At 44.5% G+C, this 22,645-nt stretch carries 23 protein-coding genes and 2 other annotated features; of the genes, 22 read left to right on the top strand and 1 reads right to left on the bottom strand.

Annotated elements, in window-relative coordinates; genetic code table 11:
• Positions 1-494 precede the first annotated feature (494 nt).
• Both IV55_RS06860 and IV55_RS06855 read left to right on the top strand, forming a co-directional pair.
• On the top strand, positions 495-830 hold the full coding sequence (locus tag IV55_RS06860) for a nuclear transport factor 2 family protein (RefSeq protein WP_057810667.1): 336 nt from the start codon (positions 495-497) through the stop codon (positions 828-830).
• A 168-nt stretch (positions 831-998) separates the two neighbouring features.
• The gene (locus IV55_RS06855) at positions 999-1,553 is read left to right on the top strand and encodes a TMEM175 family protein (RefSeq protein ID WP_057810665.1); all 555 of its coding nucleotides are present in this window, start codon (positions 999-1,001) and stop codon (positions 1,551-1,553) included.
• A gap of 223 nt (positions 1,554-1,776) precedes the next feature.
• Here IV55_RS06855 and IV55_RS06850 read toward each other — a convergent pair whose 3' ends face one another.
• Positions 1,777-2,532, bottom strand: a complete 756-nt coding sequence (locus IV55_RS06850; protein WP_057810663.1) for an SDR family NAD(P)-dependent oxidoreductase — start codon at positions 2,530-2,532, stop codon at positions 1,777-1,779.
• A 139-nt stretch (positions 2,533-2,671) separates the two neighbouring features.
• On the opposite strand from IV55_RS06850, the gene IV55_RS06845 reads away from it, so the two are divergent.
• From IV55_RS06845 to IV55_RS06750, 20 genes are all read left to right on the top strand, one after another.
• On the top strand, positions 2,672-3,262 hold the full coding sequence (locus IV55_RS06845) for a TetR/AcrR family transcriptional regulator (protein WP_057810661.1): 591 nt from the start codon (positions 2,672-2,674) through the stop codon (positions 3,260-3,262).
• Position 3,263: 1 nt separating this feature from the next.
• The gene (locus IV55_RS06840) at positions 3,264-3,587 is read left to right on the top strand and encodes an iron chaperone (RefSeq protein ID WP_225425831.1); all 324 of its coding nucleotides are present in this window, start codon (positions 3,264-3,266) and stop codon (positions 3,585-3,587) included.
• 110 nt (positions 3,588-3,697) lie between these two features.
• The gene (locus IV55_RS10520; RefSeq protein ID WP_057810657.1) at positions 3,698-3,838 is read left to right on the top strand and encodes a hypothetical protein; all 141 of its coding nucleotides are present in this window, start codon (positions 3,698-3,700) and stop codon (positions 3,836-3,838) included.
• A 120-nt stretch (positions 3,839-3,958) separates the two neighbouring features.
• Complete coding sequence (gene tpx, locus IV55_RS06830) at positions 3,959-4,456, top strand: thiol peroxidase (protein WP_057810655.1); 498 nt, start codon at positions 3,959-3,961, stop codon at positions 4,454-4,456.
• A gap of 45 nt (positions 4,457-4,501) precedes the next feature.
• Positions 4,502-4,705: a binding site (T-box leader), on the top strand.
• A 68-nt stretch (positions 4,706-4,773) separates the two neighbouring features.
• Positions 4,774-7,431 (top strand): valine--tRNA ligase, encoded by a 2,658-nt coding sequence (locus IV55_RS06825; protein ID WP_057810653.1) that lies wholly within the window; start codon positions 4,774-4,776, stop codon positions 7,429-7,431.
• Positions 7,432-7,606: 175 nt separating this feature from the next.
• Complete coding sequence (locus IV55_RS06820) at positions 7,607-8,914, top strand: bifunctional folylpolyglutamate synthase/dihydrofolate synthase (protein WP_057810651.1); 1,308 nt, start codon at positions 7,607-7,609, stop codon at positions 8,912-8,914.
• Between the two features lie 61 nt (positions 8,915-8,975).
• The gene (locus IV55_RS06815; RefSeq protein WP_057810649.1) at positions 8,976-9,449 is read left to right on the top strand and encodes a JAB domain-containing protein; all 474 of its coding nucleotides are present in this window, start codon (positions 8,976-8,978) and stop codon (positions 9,447-9,449) included.
• 112 nt (positions 9,450-9,561) lie between these two features.
• Positions 9,562-10,575: a rod shape-determining protein gene (locus IV55_RS06810; protein WP_057810647.1), complete on the top strand. Its 1,014-nt coding sequence runs from the start codon at positions 9,562-9,564 to the stop codon at positions 10,573-10,575.
• Positions 10,576-10,701: 126 nt separating this feature from the next.
• Entirely contained in the window at positions 10,702-11,565 is an 864-nt protein-coding gene (gene mreC, locus IV55_RS06805) for a rod shape-determining protein MreC (RefSeq protein WP_057810645.1), read from the top strand.
• The gene (gene mreD / locus IV55_RS06800) at positions 11,565-12,083 is read left to right on the top strand and encodes a rod shape-determining protein MreD (protein WP_057810643.1); all 519 of its coding nucleotides are present in this window, start codon (positions 11,565-11,567) and stop codon (positions 12,081-12,083) included. Before mreC ends, mreD begins: the two co-directional genes overlap by 1 nt.
• Before the next feature lie 54 nt (positions 12,084-12,137).
• Positions 12,138-12,375, top strand: a binding site (T-box leader).
• A gap of 169 nt (positions 12,376-12,544) precedes the next feature.
• Positions 12,545-13,192 (top strand): amino acid ABC transporter permease, encoded by a 648-nt coding sequence (locus IV55_RS06795; protein ID WP_057810641.1) that lies wholly within the window; start codon positions 12,545-12,547, stop codon positions 13,190-13,192.
• Positions 13,193-13,204: 12 nt separating this feature from the next.
• Positions 13,205-13,843, top strand: a complete 639-nt coding sequence (locus IV55_RS06790) for an amino acid ABC transporter ATP-binding protein (RefSeq protein WP_057810639.1) — start codon at positions 13,205-13,207, stop codon at positions 13,841-13,843.
• A gap of 10 nt (positions 13,844-13,853) precedes the next feature.
• Entirely contained in the window at positions 13,854-14,693 is an 840-nt protein-coding gene (locus IV55_RS06785) for an amino acid ABC transporter substrate-binding protein (protein WP_057810637.1), read from the top strand.
• A 153-nt stretch (positions 14,694-14,846) separates the two neighbouring features.
• A complete protein-coding gene (gene yfmF, locus IV55_RS06780) occupies positions 14,847-16,106 on the top strand; it encodes an EF-P 5-aminopentanol modification-associated protein YfmF (RefSeq protein ID WP_057810635.1) in 1,260 nt (419 codons plus the stop codon).
• Positions 16,107-16,116: 10 nt separating this feature from the next.
• Complete coding sequence (gene yfmH, locus IV55_RS06775) at positions 16,117-17,433, top strand: EF-P 5-aminopentanol modification-associated protein YfmH (protein ID WP_057810633.1); 1,317 nt, start codon at positions 16,117-16,119, stop codon at positions 17,431-17,433.
• Positions 17,434-17,541: 108 nt separating this feature from the next.
• Complete coding sequence (locus IV55_RS06770; protein ID WP_057810631.1) at positions 17,542-18,468, top strand: helix-turn-helix domain-containing protein; 927 nt, start codon at positions 17,542-17,544, stop codon at positions 18,466-18,468.
• A 14-nt stretch (positions 18,469-18,482) separates the two neighbouring features.
• Entirely contained in the window at positions 18,483-19,067 is a 585-nt protein-coding gene (gene pgsA, locus IV55_RS06765) for a CDP-diacylglycerol--glycerol-3-phosphate 3-phosphatidyltransferase (protein ID WP_057810629.1), read from the top strand.
• Between the two features lie 198 nt (positions 19,068-19,265).
• Complete coding sequence (locus IV55_RS06760) at positions 19,266-20,525, top strand: competence/damage-inducible protein A (RefSeq protein ID WP_057810627.1); 1,260 nt, start codon at positions 19,266-19,268, stop codon at positions 20,523-20,525.
• 94 nt (positions 20,526-20,619) lie between these two features.
• A complete protein-coding gene (gene recA / locus IV55_RS06755; RefSeq protein ID WP_057810625.1) occupies positions 20,620-21,735 on the top strand; it encodes a recombinase RecA in 1,116 nt (371 codons plus the stop codon).
• Positions 21,736-21,878: 143 nt separating this feature from the next.
• Positions 21,879-22,637 carry an ABC transporter ATP-binding protein gene (locus IV55_RS06750; protein WP_057810623.1) on the top strand — a complete coding sequence of 253 codons (759 nt, stop codon included), beginning with the start codon at positions 21,879-21,881 and terminating at the stop codon, positions 22,635-22,637.
• Positions 22,638-22,645: the final 8 nt, after the last annotated feature.

Raw genomic sequence — 22,645 nt, 5'->3', positions numbered from 1 at the left:
AGAACGGCCGTACGGATTGGTCTTCAATCCGGTAGGTTGTTCGTAGTCTGCACAGCGGCTTGACTTTTGTCCCACGTTTCCGCTATTGAAAATCAGAAAACAACAATGGACCTGTAGACATAATTAGTTATGTCCCAGGCCCTTTTTGGTTTACGAACTTAAATAGTGAAAACGTGCAATTCAGCCCATACCCCCTGTGCATTGCCTGACCGCCGTCCGTGGGCCGAAGATGCCCACTATCGCCGTTCTTGCAATTGCTCGGGTCATACCCGGGCTGCATTGCACTCTTATTTAAAACCTGGGTCAAAAGTCGTTACCTATGTAACGTTGTGTTTGTCATTACAAAAGTAGTGAAAAAATGGATTGATACAAACAAACCAGATTAACTGTATGTATTCTTGTGGTAGTAAATAACAGACAATACATGTGGAATCATTCCTCGATGGATTCCAGAAATTTTAATGCATTTCATTATGAATGACGGAGGAAGTAAAATGAGTGAAGCGACTGTACAAGACTATGCAGATATTATTGCAACGTTAAATGTCTACGTTGAAGGTGGTAATACGAGTGGTGCGATGACTAAACAAGCATTTCATCCGAATGCCACTGTGAATGCTGAACCCGCTCAGGGATTATACGAAGCAATTGATCAAGCTGGCAAGGGTGACTCAATTGCAAAAATTGATGTTTTAGATGTTGTCGGCGATGTTGCAACGGCACGGGTAACCATGGAAAACTGGCATGGGGAAAACTTTGTCGACTTTCATCTGCTGATGAAGGGTGACGATGGTTGGAAAATTGTTGCCAAGGTTTTTCACACGATGTAAATGAGCGTTGATAGATGGTCGTTGAGCGGATCATTTTAAGTGCGGTAAAGAAGATGCTGATAGTGGCATCTTTTTTTGTTGTCTAAAGACCAACCGGGCGTGGACTGATATTAGTACGATTGTTAAACTAAGGATTATTGATTAATAAAGTTGACGAAAAGAGACCAGATGTTAAATAAACAACGTGTTGAAGCTTTAACGGATGCCATTTTGGCCATTATCATGACGATTATGATTTTAGAGGTAAAGATTCCCAGTGAGCCGTCGATCCATGCATTGGGAAAAGTTTTTATTCCGATGGTTGCCTTTACGGTCAGCTTTTTTAGTCTAATCAATTTGTGGTTAGGCCATCATGATATTTTTAAACGAGCACAGAACATCACTTATGGTGTGTTCTGGGTGAACATGGTGCTGCTATTTTGGGTCGCCGCCATTCCGGTGGCAACAGCTTGGGTCGCAGAATACCCGTGGGCTGCGGTTCCGCAAGCATTATATTGTATTCTTGGAATTGGTTGGGGCTTTTTGTTAGCAGTTTTAGGTTGGCTGGTTGATGTTTCGGAAAAACCACTACCGTTTCCATGGCGACAAATCTGGCGCAGTAGTTATTGGTGGCTGTTTAGCTTGATTCTGTCATTCTTCATCCCGTATGTTGCGTTGACGTTAGGAATTATTCGAGTTGTCTGGGTCTCAATCGTGATTTCAATGCCACACAAAACAAACTAGATAATTAAAAATGATGAGAGTGGGACAAAAGTCGAGAAGTCGTGAGCAAGATCCAGGACTGCCGTACGGGTTGGGCTTCAACCCGGTGGGTAGTTCGTCCTTTGCACAGCGACTTGGCTTTTGTCCCACGTTTTCGCTATTTAAGTTCGTAAATCAAACAGCGAGTTTGGAACAAGATGACTTATGTCCCAAACGTAACTCATCATTTTCGTTTGTCGTGCGTTTATAAATACGGTGTGAGAATCTTTTTAGCTCGAGCAACACTATATTTACGGTGGTTTAGACTGATTGATCGTGCCTTGTCACTAAAAAAACCACCGGTGATAGTTTGCAGTTGCGGGTCTGTCACGACGCGGGCAGCGGCGAGCACCTCATTGTTGGAGACGGATTGATTCCAAGATGACAGATTCGATTGCACGCCACCTGGGAAGAGGGCATTGACGGCCACATGGTGAGAACTGAGCTGGTCAGCTAATAAACGAACCAGTAACGTTTTATGCGTGAGTAACCACAGTCCGCGATCTAATAGGGTGTTTTGGCGCTCATAAATTGGTCCAAGGTAAATCGCCAGTGGCATACCGGTGATTATGAAAACATGTGCCATGGTCGGTGCTGCGCTGAGTAGGTCGACCAAATTATGCGTTAGCCAGTAGTGACTGCGGAGATTCAAATTGATGTTTTCGGTCGCAGTTTTAGGAATGCTACCGGCACTATTGACGAGGACATCCAGATGGGCGTGCGTCAGTTTAAACTCATCGGCCAGTTTCTGATTAGCCCTTTTATCGGCGAGATCGCCAATAAGATAAGAAATATTTGGATTACCAGTGAGCTGCTGGAGTTCAGTGACGGCTTGTTGTGCACGCGCAACGTTACGACCAATTAGTGTTACGTCAGCGTTGCGCTGTGCAAAACTTTTCGCAATGGCTTTACCGACACCGGAAGTGCCGCCTGAGATTAAAACGGTTAGTTGTTTTGTCATGTTGTTTCTCCGATCAATTTGTTTAAAGATGGACATCTGTACACAACATGCTACAATGCAGACAAGCTTAGGACTAGTCGCATTTTAACAGGTTCGTCCAGCGTTGGACAGAACTCAAAAAGTGTCCAAAGGAGACCTGATGAAACTTTCAGCCAAACAACAAACGTCACGGCAAGCACAGCGCGTGCTACATGATTTCTCACTGGCATTGCGAGATTTATTACCGCAACAAGAATTTGAACGAATGACTGTGAATGATTTATGTACGGCGGCTAATTATCCGCGATCAACATTTTACAATTATTTCGAAGATAAGTATGACCTGCTCAATTATGCGGCCGGTCAGGTAATCGTGCGCCTTGATTTTGATGCGCTTAAAACATTACCTGAAGCGGCAATCTTGGTGGCTGCGTTTGACCGAATCTACCAGTTGATTGATGCACATCGGGATTATGTCACCCGTGTGCTGACGCGTAACGCTGAGTGTCGTGCACGAAGTGGATTAAGCGATTATTTGTTGGCAACGGTACGGAAAACTTTTGTTGATTCGTTTAAAACCAAGGGGCAACTACCAACAGAATTACTAATTGATCACTGTTTTGCCACAATTTTGCTCGTTTTACGCTGGATCTTTGTGGACGAACATGACGTTGGCCTTGATGAGGCACACCGGTACTTGGCATCATTATATGGGACAACATTGATTTCTGGAGGTAATGAAATTGGCTGATGTGGTAACGACATATATTGAAAGTTTTGATGAACCCGTGCGCAGTCGCTTGGAAGCAGTACGCGCACTGGTTCATCAGCTTGTCCCTGATGTGACGGAAAAGATCGGCTATCAGATGCCGGCATTTGTGGACCAAGGGAGAAACCTCATTTACATCGGTGGGTTTAAGGATCATCTTGGCGTCTTTCCTGGCGTAGTTGATGATCAGTTCGCTGAGTATCGCACCGGTAAGGGGACGTTACAATTTAAGAATAATGTGCCCTTGCCCATGGATGTCATCGCGCAGGTCGTTAAAGCAAAACATTCCGCGCTCTTGAAAAAATAAGGTTGTCGCGTTGATGATGGGAATCGGCGGGATCATTCTGGACTGTTACGAGACAACTTGTTAGACTAAAAGCTAACCAAATTTACAAGAATAGAAAGAGGATTATCTAAATGACGAGTCAGGAACAAAAAGAAAAAATGCGCGCATTGATTGAAAAAAAGAAACAGGGTGGGCAACGAAATGAACGTTACGCTGACCCAAAGAATGATCGTAAAAACATGCGTAAAGGGCCAAAGATTTTTAACAAGTAGCTTTTTGGTAGGTTAGCCGCGGTTAAAGTGACAGATGCATTAAGTTCAATTCGTTGTGATTTACATTGACCTGAAAATGGTTACAATGATGGTAATCAAATGAAATCGGAGGCACTGTTCATGGAAATTACAGTACGTGGTGAAAAGGTCCAACTTGTTGGTGAGCCACTCAAGATTGGTGACGAGCTGCCGCATTTTAAGCTGTTTAATCAGGCTGGCGAGAAGGTTAAGACTGTTGACCTGATTGGTAAGCCAATGGTTGTCAGTGTTGTGCCCGACTTACATACCGACGTGTGTTCGTTAGAAACGAAAAAGTTTAATCAACAGGCTGATGAATTTCCAGACGTGCCATTTTTAACGATTTCAACCAATACACCGGCCGATCAAACCGATTGGTGTGCAGCCGAAGGCGTTAAAAATCTAACGTTGTTGTCAGATCATGAGGAATCTTTCGGATATGCAACGAACCTGTTGATTCCAGATCTTGATCTGTTGGCACGCTGTGTTTATGTTGTCGATGGTAACGGCAAGATTGTGTACCGCGATTTGTTACGTGAATTAACAGACGAACCAGACTATGACAAAGTGTTGGCACAACTGGCACAGTTTGCGAAGTAGCTTGACGTTAGTGCTGTCATCGCTTATGATAAATGACAATTAAATGAACGCGCATTGAACAAGCGAGTACGTGATTGAACCGGTATAGAGAGTCAACGATAGTGAAAAGTTGATGCGGCGACCTCACCGAAAGTAACTTGTGAGCTTTACCACTGAACGGAGTAGGTGGTGACGGAAACCACCGTTAACCGGGTTAAAGTGGGGAAGTGATTCCCAATTTAGGTGGTACCGCGAGTAATCGTCCTAATGTACAGCAGTTGGCTGTGCATTAGGACTTTTTTTATGCCGTTTAAAATCAATTAAGGAGTGTGACCATTATGACAACCAAAGATTTACCAACCAAATACGATTCACACAGTGTTGAGGAAGGTCGTTACCAAAAGTGGCTTGATGCAGGGCTATTTAAGCCATCCGGTGATAAGCAAGCTAAACCTTATTCAATCGTGTTACCACCACCAAACGTTACCGGGAAGCTGCATCTAGGACATGCTTGGGATACTGCCTTGCAAGATATGCTTGTGCGTTATAAGCGGATGGAAGGCTTTGATACCTTATGGGTTCCTGGAATGGATCATGCGGGGATTGCCACGCAAGCGAAGGTCGAAGCGCGGCTGCGTGAACAAGGAATTACCCGTTACGACTTAGGTCGCGAGAAATTCATTCAACAAGTTTGGGATTGGAAAGATGAATACGGTACGACGATTCATAAGCAATGGGCTAAGTTAGGGCTCTCCATGGATTATGACCGTGAACGGTTTACATTAGATGATGGCTTGTCTGATGCGGTTCGGAAGGTCTTTGTTGAAATGTATAAAAAAGGCCTGATCTATCGTGGTGAATACATCATCAACTGGGACCCACAAGCACGGACGGCCTTGTCTGATATTGAGGTTATTCACCAGGACGACGAGGGTGCCTTCTATCATGTGAAATATCCATTTACGGATGGCACGACCTTTGACGGAAAAGACTATATTGAAATTGCGACGACACGGCCAGAAACCATGTTTGGTGACGTTGCGGTTGCTGTTCACCCAAGCGATGAACGGTATAAGGAGCTAGTTGGCAAACACATCACGGTGCCATTGGTTGATCGTGAGATTCCAATTATTGCCGATGAATATGTTGATCCTGAATTTGGGACAGGGATGGTTAAAATTACACCAGCCCATGATCCTAATGACTTCTTAGTTGGTAATCGTCATGATTTGGAACGCATCAACACGATGAATGAAGATGCTTCCATGAATGAAAATGCTGGTAAGTACAATGGGATGGATCGTTTTGATGCGCGGAAAGCCATTGTGAAAGACCTCCAAGATGGCGATTGGATGTTAAATATCGAACCAATCACCCACTCGGTTGGTCATTCTGAACGGACTGGTGTTCAGGTTGAAGCGCGTTTATCAACGCAGTGGTTCGTGAAGATGGCACCGATGGCCAAACAAGCATTGGACCATCAAGAAACAGATGACAAGGTTGATTTTTGGCCACCACGTTTTGAAGACACATACAAGCAGTGGATGGAAAATGTCCATGATTGGGTTATCTCGCGGCAACTTTGGTGGGGACACCGAATTCCGGCCTGGTATAACAAGCAAACTGGTGAAACGTATGTGGGGATGGAAGAACCAAGTGATATCGAAAATTGGGAACAAGATCCTGATGTTTTAGATACGTGGTTCAGTTCAGCACTGTGGCCATTTAGCACGATGGGCTGGCCTGACACAGATAGTGAAGATTTCAAACGCTATTTCCCTACTGACGACTTAGTCACCGGTTACGACATTATCTTTTTCTGGGTTTCCCGGATGATGTTCCAATCTGTTGAATTCACTGGTCGGCGGCCATTTAAAAACGTCTTGATGCACGGACTCATGCGGGATAACCAAGGCCGTAAGATGAGCAAGTCCCTTGGTAACGGGATTGATCCAATGGATGTCATTGATCAGTATGGTGTCGACGCTATGCGGTGGTTCTTAGCAACCGGCTCAACACCTGGTCAAGATGTTCGTTACGACACGACTAAACTTGATTCTGCATGGAACTTCATCAACAAGATTTGGAACGCCAGCCGTTACGTTATCATGAACTTAGGGGACATGGACAAGCCTGTTCTGCCACCGAAGGAACAATGGAACTTGGCGGATAAGTGGATCTTGAACCGGTTAAATCAAACCGTGAGCGATGTGCACCGCTTGTTTGATAAGTTTGAATTTGGTGAAGTTGGGCGTGCTTTATATAACTTCATTTGGAATGACTTCTGTGACTGGTACATTGAAATGACCAAGCAAGTGTTGAACGGAGACGATGAGGCTGCTAAGGTCGCAACGCAAAACATGCTTGGCTATGTTCTGGATCAAATTCTACGGTTGATGCACCCAATCATGCCATTTGTGACTGAAGAATTGTGGCAAGATATGCCGCATGAAGGTGACTCCATCATGGTGGCAGCGTACCCAGAAACACATGCTGAGTTTGCTGATGAAAAGGCTGAAGCAGATATGAGTCGTTTGATTGAATTGATTTCAGCTGTGCGGAATATTCGTGCGGAAGCTAATGCACCAATGAGCAGCACGGTTGATCTGTTGATCAAGACAGACAGTGCTGAGCTAAAGCAGTTGCTTGAAGACAATCAGGACTTTGTTGCCCGGTTTGTTCATCCAAGTGAAGTAAAAATTGGTGCTGATGTGACCGCACCAAAGTTGGCGATGTCAGCCATCATCTCCGACGCGGAAGTTTACATTCCGTTAGAAGAATTGATCAACATCGACGATGAAATTGCGCGGCTGGAAAAAGAAGTTGCCAGCTTAGCTAAAGAAGTTGATCGTTCTGAAAAGAAGCTCGGCAACGAACGGTTCGTGGCGAATGCGCCGGCCGCTGTTGTTGAGGAAGAACGTGGGAAGCAAGCCGACTGGAAACAAAAGTTGGCAGCTGCAACCGCACGTTTGAATGATGTAAAAGCTAGTAAGTAATCGTTAACGCTCATAAAATCCTCGCCTCATGTTTGCTTAGACATGGTGGCGAGGATTTTTTTCGTTGGAAGAGAAGCGGGCTTTGAAATAACAAATTATGAAATGTGTCGGTTCCATGAAGTTAGGTGGTGCGTGGTATGATTATGAACAAAGACTTGGCGAAAGAGGAAGGCGCATGGTAGAAACATACGAAGAAGCAGTTGCTTACATTCACGGGCGTTCGAAATTCAAAAAACTCCCGACATTGGCACGGATGCAATTATTTTTGGAACGGCTGCAACACCCCGAACAAAAAGTGACGATGATTCATGTGGCTGGGACTAACGGTAAAGGATCGACGGTCGCTTTTTTACGCAATCTGTTAGAGGCTGACGGGTTAACGGTGGGAACGTTTACGTCGCCGTTTTTAATTCAATTTAATGAGCGGATCAGTGTTAATGGTGAACCAATAGCTGATGCAGACATTTTACGGTTGGTTCAGCGACTCGAACCGATTGAGGCACAACTGGATCAAGAATTACCTGAAGGTGGTCCAACTGAATTTGAAACGTTAACAGCGATGATGTTACTGTACTTTGCCGAAGGACATGCGGATATCGTCTTGGTTGAGGCTGGACTCGGTGGGCGCTTCGATTCGACGAATGTGATTACGCCATTATTGTCGATTATCACAACGATTGGCATGGATCACATGAAGATGCTCGGCGATACGATTGGTAAAATTGCTTGGCAAAAGGCGGGGATTGCTAAACCAAGCGTGCCGCTGATTACAGGTAATATTGTTGAACCAGATGCCTTAGCGGTGATTGCAAAAGTCACTGCAGAAACGGCAACACCGTGGCTAAAACGAGGGTCTGATTATGAAGTGACTTATGGACATGCGTCTGGTTGGCAAGAACGGTTTGCATTCACTGGTTTGGCTGAGCGGTTTACCAATTTAGCGATTGGTATGTTGGGGCAATATCAGATTGATAATGCGTCAACCGCATTGATGGCTTATCTTAAATACCACCAGCTAAAGCAATTGCCAATCAGTGTCGCTAGTGTGCGTGAGGGATTATTGGCAACAAAATGGGCAGGGCGTTTTGAAAAACTAAATGAGCAGCCACTCGTTGTGATTGATGGTGCGCATAATGAGCCTGCGGTGGCCGAATTAGCGTCGCTCATCAAGACTCATTTTCATGATCAGCAAGTGACCATCATTTTTGCAGTATTAGCTGATAAAGCTTATGAAAAAATGTTGCCACTGTTGGCACAATTGCCGAATGTGAATTTAGTGCTGACACACTTTGCGGGACCTGGTGCACGCGCCGTGGCCGATTTGGATGCGTTAGAACAAACCCTACCGAAGCCAGTACCAAAGTATCAAGAGTGGCAGGTGGCGATTGCAGAAACGGCCAGTGACTTGTCAGCCGATGATGTGTTGATTATTACCGGATCACTATACTTTATTTCTGATGTTCGTCATTTATTTACAGATTAAAAGAGCATTGCGGCTTCCTTTGCGTATGTAATGAGTATTACGAGCAAATGGAGGCAGTAAAATGGATCAAGATGAAGCAGTTGAATTACCAGAAACTGGGCAACTATCTGTGGGTGTTATTGCGGGATCTAGTCGTGCAGTTGGGGTTGCGTTGAGCGATGAACTAGGTGATTTTCGCCAAGAGACGTTGTTACTACTAGCGCTTAATGTCAAAAACGAAATTATTTTTCGTAACGAAGTGTTTCGTGGCACGATTGATGCGTGCATTGCCCATCCACGCGATATTTTTTATCGCGCAGTGATGGCAAATGCGGCTCGCATCATCGTTGTGCACAATCATCCGAGTGGCATCTCGACGCCATCACCGACTGATCGTAATTTTGGTCGTCGCTTGTGGTTAGCCGGTCAAATTATGGGAATTGATTTGCTAGATTGCTTTATCATCGGTCGGCACAGTTACTTTAGTTTTGGCGAGCATGATTTATTTACTGATTTGGCGCTCGACAAAACATTAGCCGCGGCCAACAACGATTAAGGAAGCTTAAAAATATATCTTACAGTGGAAACAGCCTGTTTCCACTGTTTTTTGTATGGTATAATTCTTTCGATATGATTTGGCCCATGGGTCTTTTGAAGGGAAGAATACTGTGTTTGGATTAGGACAAAAAAACATCGGCATCGATTTGGGAACTGCCAACACGTTGGTTTACATCGACGGGAAGGGCATTGTTTTACGTGAACCCTCAGTGGTTGCACGGAACACGAACTCCGGCGAAGTAGTCGCAGTTGGTAAAGAAGCCCGCAAGATGCTTGGCCGGACCCCGGGTAGCATTTCCGCTATTCGACCAATGAAAAACGGGGTTATCGCTGATTATGACACGACGGTAGCCATGATGAAGTATTACATTCAAAAGGCACTGGGTCGGACATCAGAGAAACCATATATTATGGTCTGTGTGCCAAGTGGCATCACAGAAGTTGAAAAACGCGCGGTTATCGATGCAACTCGGGTTGCCGGTGCACGTGACGCTTACGTCATCGAAGAACCTTTCGCTGCTGCGATTGGTGCGGGCCTACCAGTTATGGATCCAACCGGGAGCATGGTTGTTGATATTGGTGGTGGAACCACTGATGTTGCGACAATTTCTTTGGGTGGGATCGTTTCTAGTCGTTCGATTCGGATGGCCGGCGACAAGTTGGATGAATCCATCGTGGCCTTTATTCGGCAAAAGTATAACTTGTTGATTGGTGAAACGACGGCTGAAAACCTGAAGATCAAGATTGGCTCGGCTTCGATTGAAGCTTCTGCTGACATTGAAGGTGAATCTATTCGTGGACGTGATTTGATCTCAGGATTACCTAAGACCATTGATGTAACCGCTGAAGACGTTGCCAAAGCAATTCACGATACCATCGAGGAAGTCATTGCTGCAATTAAGGAAACACTGGAAGAAACATCACCAGAAATTGCTGCGGATGTCATCGATCACGGAATCGTGTTGACTGGTGGTGGCGCTATGCTGAAGAACTTAACTGATGTTATTTCTGAAGCAACTAAAGTGCCTGTCTTTGTTGCCAATGAACCGCTGGACTGTGTGGCTATTGGTACTGGAGAATCATTAAAGAGTATTGAAGTTATGAAACGGCGCGGAAGTCGTTAATCAAAATATCCGTAATTATGTGTGGGGCAAAAACATTGGATGATGTTCACTCTCTGAGGGAGACGCTGACAGCTCCAATTTTGCCGCACACTTTTTATTTACAAAAGTGTCATGAGGAGGTAACGGATGCATAGATTCTTTTCCAGTCGCCGGTTGGTGATCGTTGCACTTAGTGTCATTACCTGTTTGGGGCTGATGACGCTGTCAGTGGCTGTACGTAATCGGCGGTCCACACCACCAGTCGTCCAGCAATTTGGTAATGACGTTGCTGGTTTTGCTGACCGCGTGGTGAGTTTGCCTGCTGACGGGATTGGCGCCGGTGCAAATTCTTTAGCACAACTGTTAAATACTTATGATGAAAACCAAAAGTTAAAACAGCAGGTCGATCAAATGGCGCAAGATAAGGTACGGTTACAAACTGCAGAGCAAGAAAATAAAGAATTACGTCAAGAAGCTAAATTAAATAAAAGTCTATCAGACTACCAAAGCTTAACTGCCAGTGTTATCGCCCGTACACCATCATCTTGGCAGAGCCAACTTATTATCGGTAAAGGGTCTGCGAATGGCGTTAAGAAGAACATGCCAGTATTGGCAGGAAAAGGTCTGATCGGTCGGGTCGTTGAAGTTAACCAGACGAACAGCAAGGTTGAACTGATTTCAGATGACAACGAAAATGCAAACCGGTTTGCTATTCAAGTTACGAGTAAAAAAGGGGAAACCGTTAACGGAATCGTCACTGGCTACGACGCGGATAAGAATGTTCTTGAAATGGGACAAATCACGACAAAAACAAAGCTGGAAAACGGCGATCAGGTTGCTACCAGTGGACTTGGCGGCGTTACGCCTAAAGGACTGTACGTTGGTAAAGTCGTGGGTATTACGAACGATGACTATGGACATGCTAGCAAAGTGGCGATTCGTCCAGCTGGTAAGTTGGGCAGTGTCAACATCGTGACTGTTGCTGCTAAGAATCAAGCGGGTGACGAATAATGAAGGCCACACGAATTAAGTGGTTTTCTGCACTTGGGTTAGCCATTTGTATTTTTCTAGACGGTGCAATCAGTCAGCAATTAGCAGGGCAACTATTCACGAATGGTGCTAAGCTAGTTCCTGAATTAACGACCTTATGGCTTTTAGCGACAGCTTTCTTTGAAGATGAAATTCACGTACCGACATACTGGTTCGCGATTGTCGCCGGAATCGTTTTTGATTTATTTTATGCTGGGTACTGGGGGATTTACCTGTTCATTTTCCCAGTGGTCGTGTGGTTAGCGCGAACATTGCGCCAATACTTGCCAGTCAATTTATTTGCGACGTTGCTGGTTGGATTTCTAGGGTTTGCAATTCAGCCATTATTCAGTTGGATTGCGTTGCGGCTGATCGGGCTAACATCGGTTTCACTAGCCGACTTTATGGTCGTGAGCCTTGCGCCGACATTGGCATTAAACGAAGTCTTGCTGATGATTTTTTATCTGCCGTTGCGTAAATTGTATTTGCGGCATAATTAGTGCTTGACAGAGTTTGTAAAAATCACCATACTATCTTTAACTTTTAAAACAATATAAATGACGAAGAACAGAAGAGTAAGTTTGAACCTTGTTCAGAAAGTGATCGCTGCTGAGATGGTCACCAAGGTATTAACTGAAGCACATCTGTGAGTCGTCTAGCTGAATGTTCAGGAGAACTGTAAGTTAGACCGGCGTGGGCCGTTATCCCAAGGAGTTAATTAATAACTCGCCGAGTCAATCACTGTGAGGTGGTTGAATGCTTGAGGTGGTACCGCGTCAACACGCCCTCTTTGATTTTTTAATCAAAGAGGGCGTGTTTTTTTATTAATTAACTCCGTGAGTTTGCCGTTGTGAAGCGGCAATAAAAAGGGGTGGCACCGCGTTGACCAACGTCCTCTAGTTGATGAGAATCGACTAGGGGATTTTTTTGTGCACGTTTAGCAAATTTGGAGGGTAAGCAGATGTCATTAACGTATATAAGTGAAATATTACCGTCATTATTAAGTGGTGCATGGATGACAATTCGCATCTTTTTTTGGACGATCGTCGGGGCATTGCCCCTAGGTGTATTAGTCAGCATGGGGTTGCGGTCACGTTGGCAACCTGTTCGAGCAGCATTAAATTTTTATATTTGGTTAATGCGGGGGACGCCATTACTGCTGCAACTGATGTTTGTTTTCTATGGATTACCTGACATTCACATCGTGTTTGCCCGCTACCCGGCTGCATTAGTAGCGTTTATCTTTAATTACGCGGCTTACTTCGCAGAGATTTTCCGTGGTGGCTTTACCGGTATTAACCAAGGTCAGTATGAAGGTGCCCGCGTGTTAGGGTTAACGTACGGTCAAACGCTTCGTCGCATTGTGCTACCACAGGTTGTGAAATCAGTCATTCCAGCTGTCGGTAATGAAGTTATCAACTTGGTCAAAGATTCTTCATTAGTTTATGTCATCGGTTTAGGCGATCTCTTGCGTGCCGGAAACGTGGCCGCAGCCAGAGATGTTACTTTGGTACCACTATTATTAGTGGGGGTCATCTATTTATTACTGACGCTGGTTTGCACATATGGTCTGCGTTCATTGGAACGTCATTACAGTTATTACCGTTAGGGAGGTAGCACAATGTTTGAAATGAAAGGCATTAATAAAACGTTTGCGGGTCGCCAGATTTTAAAAGATTTTTCGATGACGGTACCTGATAACGAAATCATTAGTATTGTGGGACCTTCTGGTGCTGGTAAAACAACTTTGTTACGGTGTATCGCCGGGCTAGAAACGCCAGATGCAGGGACTTTCTTACTAAATGGTCAGGCGTTTAACCCAGTGGAAGACCATGGTCGCGAACGAAAAATTGGCGTTGTTTTCCAGGATTTTAATCTATTTCCAAATTTAAGCGTTGAAGAAAACATCACCTTAGCACCAACACTGGTGACTGGACAAAAACCAGTAGAAGCACGCCAGGCAGTTTCTGAATTGATGGCTTCCTTAGGATTGGCGCAGGTAGCAAAGCAATATCCATACCAACTTTCAGGTGGTCAAAAACAACGTGTGGCCATTGCTAGAGCGTTAGCGATGCAACCAGAAATTCTTTGTTATGATGAACCAACCTCAGCGTTAGACCCGACATTACGCGATACGGTTGGACAGCTGATTTTGGAGTTGAAGCAGCGTGGCATCACACAAATCGTTGTGACACATGATCAAGACTTTGCTCAAAATATTGCCGATCAAGTCGTGACTGTTTCACCACTAGGTGCCTAGGAGGCAGCGTATGAAGAAAATGAAATGGCAGCGCATGTTCCTAGCACTACTTTGCGGCCTGTTGTTAGTTGTCAGTACCGGGTGTGAGTCGGTCACGCATCGTGCTGATCGCACTGATACGTGGTCAAAATTGCAACGTCGGGGGCACATCGTGATTGGGATCGATGATAGCTTCGTTCCAATGGGCTTTCGGCAAAAAGATGGGCGCTTAGTAGGCTATGACGTTGATTTAGCACGTGCTGTGTTTGCGCAGTATGGGTTAAAAGTCGATTTTCAAACAATTGACTGGTCGATGAAAGAAACAGAACTTCGAAATGGCACCATCGATGCGATTTGGAATGGTTACACGATCACACCGCAGCGGCAAGCAAAGGTGGCTTTTTCAAACCCGTACCTACGTAATCAACAAGTGTTGGTCACAAAGCGACGGCAAAACATCACCCAATTTTCTGGTATGTCTGGTAAAGTGTTGGGCCTGCAGACCGGTTCTTCAGCACAAAGTTTAGTCAACCAGCAGCCGAAAGTGTTGAGGCAATACATTAAGGGCGCACCGATTCAGTATGATACGTTCAATGATGCTTTTATTGATCTAAACGCAAATCGAATTCAAGGGTTATTGATTGATCAAGTCTATGCGGATTACTACGTGAAGCATGAACCGGACCCAAGTGCGTACCGGACACTCAACGGCGCATTTTCTGGTGAAGATTATGCGGTTGGTCTGCGCAAAGGTGATAAAACATTGCGGCGGAAAATCAATGTGGGTTTTGTGCGATTAAAAGAAAAAGGGCAGTTGGCCAAAATCAATCATAAATGGTTTGGTAAGGATGCCGACTCACTGATTAAGTGAGTTAGTAGCACGTTGAAATGAGATACAGTAAATAGACAGTCACCGTGTCAGTAGGCTTAGCAATCTGACATTATGACTGTCTATTTGTTTTTACACCTGGTTTCAGCTAAGATTAAGCAATGATAATACGGAAGTCATGGGAGGATAGTTAGCATGAAACAGGATTTAACTACGGGAGTTCATCTGACAGTCATCCCAACTACACAATTTAAGACCGTTAGTCTGCTGGTCAGTTTTTGTTCACCAGTGACGCTAGCAACGTTAACACAGCGATCACTGTTAGCAGATTTATTAGAAACAAGTTCGCATAAATATCCGACACAGACTGCGTTAGCAAGTAAGCTAAGCAGTCTGTATGGCGCCAACTACAGCACCAATGTCATGAAAACTGGTGAGCTGGGTCAATTTCAATTTGGTATGACAGTACCCAATGGTCGGTACTTAGAAGGACAGCCTGATCTATTGAAGGATGCAGTAACATTTCTAAATGAAATGATCAATTTCCCCCTGCAATCGAGTTCAACGCCGAATGCATTTGATGATGCAACTTTTGATCGCCAAAAGAAGAATTTAGCGACCGCGTTGAAATCCGTTAGTGAAGACAAAATGCTTTATACGCGGCTGCAAACACAACAACTTCACTTTGGGAATGTCGCAGCAGCCTTTCCGAGCGCTGGCCGTTTGGAAGATGTTGATGCGTTGACTGCGACAAATGTATTTGCTGAGTTGAATCGGATGCGTGAGCATGATGAAGTTTACATTTATGTATTAGGGGATGTGACTGACGAAACCGTCGTCGCTGCCTTAGAGAATCTTCATTTAGCACCGCGACCAGCGACGCATGGGCAGTTGGCATATCATATGTCAACGCCTAAAGCACTTAAGCAACAAGTGGAACATCAACCAATTACCCAAGCTAAGCTTGATTTGATTTATCATTTTCCAGTGGATTATGGGCAAGCGATGTACTATCCGGCACAGGTATTCAACGCGCTTTTTGGTGGTACACCACTGTCGTTACTGTTTACCAATGTTCGTGAAAAGCAAAGCTTGGCTTACTATGCCAATTCATCAGTTAACTTTTTTAATCAGACATTGACCGTCCAAACAGGCATCGACGGCGACAACGCTGAACAGGTGAAACAGATTATTAATGAGCAACTGGCAGCATTGGCGGCTGGTAAAATGAGTGAACAACGGTTTCAACAGGTCAAGGAAACGCTGATTAATCAGCGTGAAGCAGCTCAAGACGCACCGCGAATGGTGATTGGTGCTTACTTGATGGATGATCTAGCACAATCGCCAATTTCAGTTGCCGATTGGATCAATGGGATTGAAGCAGTCACGATGAATGACGTTGCCTTAGTTGCGCGGTTAGCGACGTTAGCAACCAGTTATTTGTTGCGGGATTAGGAGGGGACTCATGGAAAAGTATGCGTACGAACAACTCGGCGAGACACTTTATCGGACGGTCCTTCCGAATGGCTTACAGGTTCAGTTACTACCAAAGGCGGGGTTTCACAAGACCTATGCTTTATTAACCACGGATTTTGGGTCAATTGACCGTTCCTTCACACCAAGAGGACAAACAGATGCCATTACCATTCCGGACGGCGTTGCCCATTTCTTAGAACATAAAATGTTTGAAAAGGCTGATCACGATGCCTTTGATTTATTTGGTGAGTATGGTGCAGATGCCAATGCCTATACGAGTTTTACGCGGACCAGTTACTTATTCTCAGCTAGTCGGCATTTGCATGAGAACTTAGATGTTTTATTGGATTTTGTACAGGATCCTTACTTTACATCGGCGACGGTCAATAAAGAAAAAGGCATCATTGGGCAAGAAATCCAAATGTATGATGATGAACCAGGTTGGCAGCTGTTTATGGGCATCATTGGTAATCTATACCCAACCGAACCGGTGCACATTGATATCGCCGGTACGGTTGATTCCATCGCCAAAATCACCGCAGAGCAACTGCTAACGACGTATCAAACCTTCTATCATCCAAGTAATATGAACTTATTTGTCGTGGGGGCGTTTGATCCAGAGCAAGTAATGGACTGGATTACTAGCAACCAGGCTGGTAAGACCTTTTCGAAGCCGGCACCGATTAGTCGGCAACCACTGCCTGAAACCGATGCAACGGAGATTCTGCCATATCGAAGTCGTCACCTAGATATCGTCTTACCAAAGTCGATTGTCGGGTTACGCGGCCTAGATGAAGTCCCAACTGGGCGTGCAGGACTGAAATATAGTTTAGCAGCGACGTTATTGCTGGATATCTTATTTGCAGATACAAGTGATACGTATCTGAAGCTCTACGATACTGGTGTGATTGATGATAGTTTTGATTATGACTTTACGTTGGAGCGAAGCTTTCATTTTCTAACAATTAGTAGTGACACGCCTGACCCAAATCGTTTCTCTGAAGCAATCATCACAGAATTAGAACAATCTGCGAAGACACTTGCAACGGCAGATGAAACCTTTGAGCTCGTTAGGCGTGAGGCGATTGGGCATCATGTAATGATGTTGAATTCCGTCGAAGGGATCGCTAATGCCTATGATGGTCAATTGTTTGATGGTGCCAATTTGTTAGATGAAGTGGCCGTCTTACAGGCGATGACGCTACAAGATGTGCGCGACGTAGCGGAACAGTTGATTCAGTCGGCTGGAATTAGTGTGTTTGATATCTTGCCTGTTGATGATAACGACAGCGACGAAAATTCTTAAATTGCGCGTTGTTTTTAAGTGTTTCGAAAACAGGAACGCGGTGCATATGCTATACTTTGACTTAGTGCACCACCGAGAAATTTAAATTTATATATGGAGTTTTAACTTATGAGTGAAGAAGCACCGACCATTGGTCAAAAGCTACAAGAAGCACGTAGCGCAAAAGGGATGACGATTGACGATGTCCAACAGGCAACGAAGATTCAACGTCGTTATTTGATTGCTATTGAGGACGGTAAGTTCGATGAGTTACCAGGTGATTTTTATGTCCGGGCATTCATTAAACAGTATGCACAAGCCGTTGATTTGGACGGCGATGATTTGCTGAAAGAATATAACGATCAATTACCACAAGCCGCTGCCACGAATGTGATGCCTGTGGCTGATGAGCAGCCAACGAGCCGTGAAATGAAGGCTAATCGAGGTGGCTCACAGGGTAGTGCAGCGATGGATCGGTTGAAGTCAATTCTACCAATCGCAATTGTGACCTTAGTCGTGATTGCAATCTTGGGTGCTATCTGGGCCTTTGCTGTGCATCATGGTAACCAATCAAGCAACAGTAGTGCGATTTCAAGCAGTGCCGTACAAGTGAGTTCTACTAGCGATAAATCAAGTAAAAAGAGTAGTTCATCAACGAGCAGCTCCAGCGAGGAAAAGTCTTCAAGTAGTAGTGAAGACAAGCAGACTTCGAGCAAGCAAAAGGTTGTTGCAGTTACCACGACCGGTGCCAACAGTACCTACCGTGTTGAAAATGCACCTGCAACTAGCAAGATGACAGTTTCTGCTGATGGCGCTGACTCTTGGATGCAGGTCACGCCTGTTGGTGGCCGTGCCTTGTTTGCAGGTACAGTTGAAAAAGGGAAGACCCAAGATTACACATTACCTGCAGGGACAACTGCTGTTGCAGTATCCTTTGGTAATCGGACTGCGACGAAGGTTACCATCAACGGTAAGAAGCTTGATTTGACGAAGGGAACTGGCACAACTGGGGTCTTAACCGTTCAGTTGCAACCAGCAACCAGCGCCACCAAGTAAAGGCGGATAACATTGTGAATTTACCAAATAAATTAACAGTTTTTCGGATTGTTTTAATTCCTGTATTTTTACTTTTGATGGTCATTCCCTTTGGATGGGGTGAGGTTGTCTGGGCTGGTACCGTTATTCCTGTAACCAGTTTAATCAGCACGGTGATTTTTATCGTGGCTTCCTTGACAGACTTGTTGGATGGACGAATTGCGCGAAGCCAACATCTAGTTACCAATTTCGGAAAGTTTGCTGATCCTTTAGCCGATAAGATGCTTGTCATGACGGCATTTGTAATTCTGGTTTCAATGGGCAAAGCACCAGCTTGGGTCGTCGCCATTATCGTTTGTCGTGAATTAGCGATTACCGGTTTGCGATTACTAATCGTTGAAAACGATGGGACAGTAATGGCCGCTGCTTATCCGGGAAAAATCAAGACCACAACACAGATGCTTTCAATCATTTTATTATTATTGAACAATGTGTTCTTTAATAACATTCATCTGCCAATGGCATTGATCCTGCTGTATGTTTGTCTCTTCTTCACCATTTACTCTGGTATTGATTACTTCGTACAAAATCGCAGTGTGTTTAGCGATGGCTTTAAATAAAAAATGTGTAATTTAAAAACGCCAAGGAAATCGACTGACTTCCTTGGCGTTTTTTGATTTGAATTTTTAAGCTAATAACCTGCAGTTTATTAAAAATCGGATAAAGGATGACACTCGTTTAGTGACGAGTGCTGTTCTATAATTAAATGTGACAAGTAAAATAATGTTTTTTACGTATGTAGAAAGTGAGACCAGGATATGCAGGCAGAAATTATTGCGGTGGGGACGGAAATTCTCCTGGGACAAATTGATAATACGAATGCAAGTTACGTCGCCCGTGGGCTAGCTGCGTTAGGAATTAACGTATTTCATCAGCAAGTTGTTGGCGATAACCCAGTCCGATTGGAAGCTGCGTTACGAGAGGCTGAGGAGCGAGCTGATTTAGTTGTTGTGATGGGAGGCTTAGGACCGACAAAGGATGATTTGACAAAGCAGGTCGTTGCAAAACACCTGCAACGTGAATTAGTGTTAGACGAAGTTGCCATGCAAAATATTACGACACATTATCAAAATAGTGGTCGATCAATTGGCAATAATGATCGACTACAGGCGCTGTACATCGCTGGTGCACAGGTATTAGCGAACCACAATGGAATGGCCGTTGGTGACTTTATTCATCAAGCTAATTGGACAGATTACTTAGTGCTCCCTGGGCCGCCACGTGAATTGAAATTGATGTTTGATACCGAGGTCAAACCGGCATTACAAGCCACGTATCAGAGTACAGCTAAGTTAACATCACGGGTACTGCGCTTCTTTGGCATTGGTGAGGCAGCTTTAGCTGAACGTTTAGAGACTCTGATTGACCAGCAAAAGAATCCGACGCTGGCAACCTACGCTAAAGATGGCGAGGTGACACTACGAATCACGGCCAGTACAAATGATTCCAATGAAGCGCAACGGCTGTTGGACCAAGTTGAAAAGCAGGTACAAGCATTGGTCGGTGACTTCTTTTATGGTTACGGCGATGATAATAGTCTTGTTAAGGTCGTGGTTGAAAAGCTAATAAAACATAAGTTAACCATTACAGCGGCTGAAAGTTTAACAGCAGGGTTGTTCCAAAGTACATTAGGGACTGTTGGCGGCGTTTCGGCGGTCTTCCCAGGTGGTTTTGTGACATATGCTGCTAGTGCAAAGCAGGCATTAATTGGTGTGCCTGCGGATGTGATCAAAGAACATGGAGTTGTGAGCAGCGAAACCGCCACTTGGATGGCGAAAAAGGCCCAACAATCCTTGCATACAGATATTGCGGTCTCCTTTACGGGTGCTGCTGGTCCGGACAGCCTTGAAGGGAATCCGGCAGGAACCGTGTGGATTGGCTTAGCATATCGGGGAACGTCTGTTCAAACAAAGCTGTGTCATTTTAGTGATGATCGGCAAATGAATCGGTGGCGAGCAGTTTTGACCGGTTTAAACATGGTCTTACGTGCAATTGAAGCAGATGAAACATTGGCTTAGCAAAGACGAACCTTTGTTCGATTTTGCTTGCATTTTTACTGATTAACCAGTATTATTATGACATTGAGTTACACGATTAAAGGAGGATCTGCCCTTGGCTGATGCACGTCAAGCAGCACTAGATGCTGCACTTAAAAAAATTGAAAAGAATTTTGGTAAAGGCTCGATCATGCGTTTAGGCGAAAACGTCAATACCCAAATCTCAACGGTTCCGTCTGGATCATTGAAGCTTGATGATGCACTTGGGGTAGGTGGCTATCCACGTGGACGAATCGTTGAAATTTACGGGCCAGAATCATCTGGTAAGACGACCATTGCCTTACACGCGGTTGCTGAAGTGCAAAAGATGGGTGGTACTGCTGCGTATATCGATGCCGAAAATGCTTTGGATGCACAGTATGCAGAAGCTTTAGGTGTTAAGGTCGATGACCTGTTACTATCCCAGCCAGATACTGGTGAACAAGGCTTAGAAATCACTGATGCCTTAGTTTCATCAGGTGCGATTGATATCGTCGTTATCGATTCTGTTGCCGCTTTGGTACCTCGTGCTGAAATTGAAGGCGAAATGGGTGATGCCCACGTTGGGTTGCAGGCACGATTAATGTCGCAAGCATTACGGAAGCTTTCTGGATCAATCAACAAGACTAAAACCATTGCGCTGTTTATTAACCAGATTCGTGAAAAAGTTGGGGTTATGTTTGGTAATCCAGAAACAACCCCTGGTGGCCGTGCTTTGAAGTTCTACTCAACGGTTCGGCTTGAAGTTCGTCGGGCTGAACAGATCAAAGATGGTACGGAAGTCATGGGTAACCGGACTAGAATTAAGGTCGTTAAGAACAAGGTTGCCTCACCATTTAAGGTGGCTGAAGTTGATATCATGTACGGACATGGTGTTTCACAATCTGGTGAATTACTGGATATGGCCGTTGATAAGGATATCGTAGACAAGTCAGGGGCTTGGTACGCATATGATGGCGAACGGATTGGACAAGGCCGTGAAAATGTGAAGGCTTACTTAGAAGCTGAGGAACACGCGGAGATGCGTCAAGAAATCTATGACAAGGTGCGTAAAGCCTACAACATGGATGGTACGGCGGATGATGAATCGGCCACAGACAATAAAGACACAGAAAAAGCAGTATCCGCTGATGCATCAAAGGGAAAAGCCAAGGCGAAAGCTAAGGAAAGTGAAACAACTTTCGATGTTTAAAAAATGCTGTCGATGAAGGGTTCAGAAATGAGAAATCATTTCTGAACTCTTTTTTTATTGTCAAAATAATTTGACAATAATGCGATTTGCATATATGGTTAGTTACACAAGTAATTAACCAACTATGAAGGAGCAATCACACGATGCAAACAACACCAATCGTTGACGTTAAAAACCTGCAGAAAATCTACGGGGCAAAAAAAGAAAAGCAATATGAAGCACTGACGGATATCAACTTTGCCGTTGCACCTGGCGAATTTGTGGGAATCATGGGACCTTCTGGATCCGGGAAAACAACTTTGCTAAATCTATTATCTACACTAGATGTACCAACAGCTGGCTCGGTACGGATTAATAACCAAGAAGTGAGCCATTTAAAGGGTAAACAGTTAGCGGATTTTCGCGCGCAACAAGTTGGCTTTATTTTCCAAGATTTCAATTTATTAGAAAGCTTAACGGCACGAGAAAACATTTCTTTACCGCTATCATTGCAGGATGTGCCGCGTAGCAAAACCGTGGCAGCTGTGGAAGAAGTCGCACAAACATTGTCTATTGCCGACTTACTTGATAAGTATCCAGCAGAATTATCCGGTGGACAAAAGCAGCGAGTGGCAGCGGCAAGAGCATTAGTTCATCACCCAGCAATTATTATGGGTGATGAACCTACAGGGGCACTAGATTCTAAGTCTGCTAGGGAATTGCTAGACCTGCTAAGTAACATTAACCAGCAACAAAATGTGCCAGTGTTGTTAGTAACACATGATCCATTTTCAGCCAGTTTCTGTGACCGCATTTTGTTTATTCAAGATGGTCGCATTAAGCAAGAATTATCACGACAGGGACAAGCACGTAAAGATTTTTACGGACAAATTTTAGAGCAACTAGGCACCTTTGAACAGTAGGAGGAAAG

It is taken from the genome of Furfurilactobacillus siliginis, from assembly GCF_001437435.1.
In the GTDB taxonomy this organism is placed as follows: Bacteria; Bacillota; Bacilli; order Lactobacillales; family Lactobacillaceae; genus Furfurilactobacillus; species Furfurilactobacillus siliginis.
This window is presented reverse-complemented; position numbering and strand designations above follow the sequence as displayed.

Excerpts from the sequence above, each read along its gene's own strand:
- IV55_RS06860 (WP_057810667.1), top strand. The coding sequence starts at position 495 with ATGAGTGAAGCGACTGTACAAGACTATGCAGATATTATTGCAACGTTA.
- IV55_RS06855 (WP_057810665.1), top strand. The coding sequence starts at position 999 with ATGTTAAATAAACAACGTGTTGAAGCTTTAACGGATGCCATTTTGGCC.
- IV55_RS06850 (WP_057810663.1), bottom strand. The coding sequence starts at position 2,532 with ATGACAAAACAACTAACCGTTTTAATCTCAGGCGGCACTTCCGGTGTC.
- IV55_RS06845 (WP_057810661.1), top strand. The coding sequence starts at position 2,672 with ATGAAACTTTCAGCCAAACAACAAACGTCACGGCAAGCACAGCGCGTG.
- IV55_RS10520 (WP_057810657.1), top strand. The coding sequence starts at position 3,698 with ATGACGAGTCAGGAACAAAAAGAAAAAATGCGCGCATTGATTGAAAAA.
- tpx (WP_057810655.1), top strand. The coding sequence starts at position 3,959 with ATGGAAATTACAGTACGTGGTGAAAAGGTCCAACTTGTTGGTGAGCCA.
- IV55_RS06825 (WP_057810653.1), top strand. The coding sequence starts at position 4,774 with ATGACAACCAAAGATTTACCAACCAAATACGATTCACACAGTGTTGAG.
- IV55_RS06820 (WP_057810651.1), top strand. The coding sequence starts at position 7,607 with ATGGTAGAAACATACGAAGAAGCAGTTGCTTACATTCACGGGCGTTCG.
- IV55_RS06815 (WP_057810649.1), top strand. The coding sequence starts at position 8,976 with ATGGATCAAGATGAAGCAGTTGAATTACCAGAAACTGGGCAACTATCT.
- mreC (WP_057810645.1), top strand. The coding sequence starts at position 10,702 with ATGCATAGATTCTTTTCCAGTCGCCGGTTGGTGATCGTTGCACTTAGT.
- mreD (WP_057810643.1), top strand. The coding sequence starts at position 11,565 with ATGAAGGCCACACGAATTAAGTGGTTTTCTGCACTTGGGTTAGCCATT.
- IV55_RS06795 (WP_057810641.1), top strand. The coding sequence starts at position 12,545 with ATGTCATTAACGTATATAAGTGAAATATTACCGTCATTATTAAGTGGT.
- IV55_RS06790 (WP_057810639.1), top strand. The coding sequence starts at position 13,205 with ATGTTTGAAATGAAAGGCATTAATAAAACGTTTGCGGGTCGCCAGATT.
- IV55_RS06785 (WP_057810637.1), top strand. The coding sequence starts at position 13,854 with ATGAAGAAAATGAAATGGCAGCGCATGTTCCTAGCACTACTTTGCGGC.
- yfmF (WP_057810635.1), top strand. The coding sequence starts at position 14,847 with ATGAAACAGGATTTAACTACGGGAGTTCATCTGACAGTCATCCCAACT.
- yfmH (WP_057810633.1), top strand. The coding sequence starts at position 16,117 with ATGGAAAAGTATGCGTACGAACAACTCGGCGAGACACTTTATCGGACG.
- IV55_RS06770 (WP_057810631.1), top strand. The coding sequence starts at position 17,542 with ATGAGTGAAGAAGCACCGACCATTGGTCAAAAGCTACAAGAAGCACGT.
- IV55_RS06760 (WP_057810627.1), top strand. The coding sequence starts at position 19,266 with ATGCAGGCAGAAATTATTGCGGTGGGGACGGAAATTCTCCTGGGACAA.
- IV55_RS06750 (WP_057810623.1), top strand. The coding sequence starts at position 21,879 with ATGCAAACAACACCAATCGTTGACGTTAAAAACCTGCAGAAAATCTAC.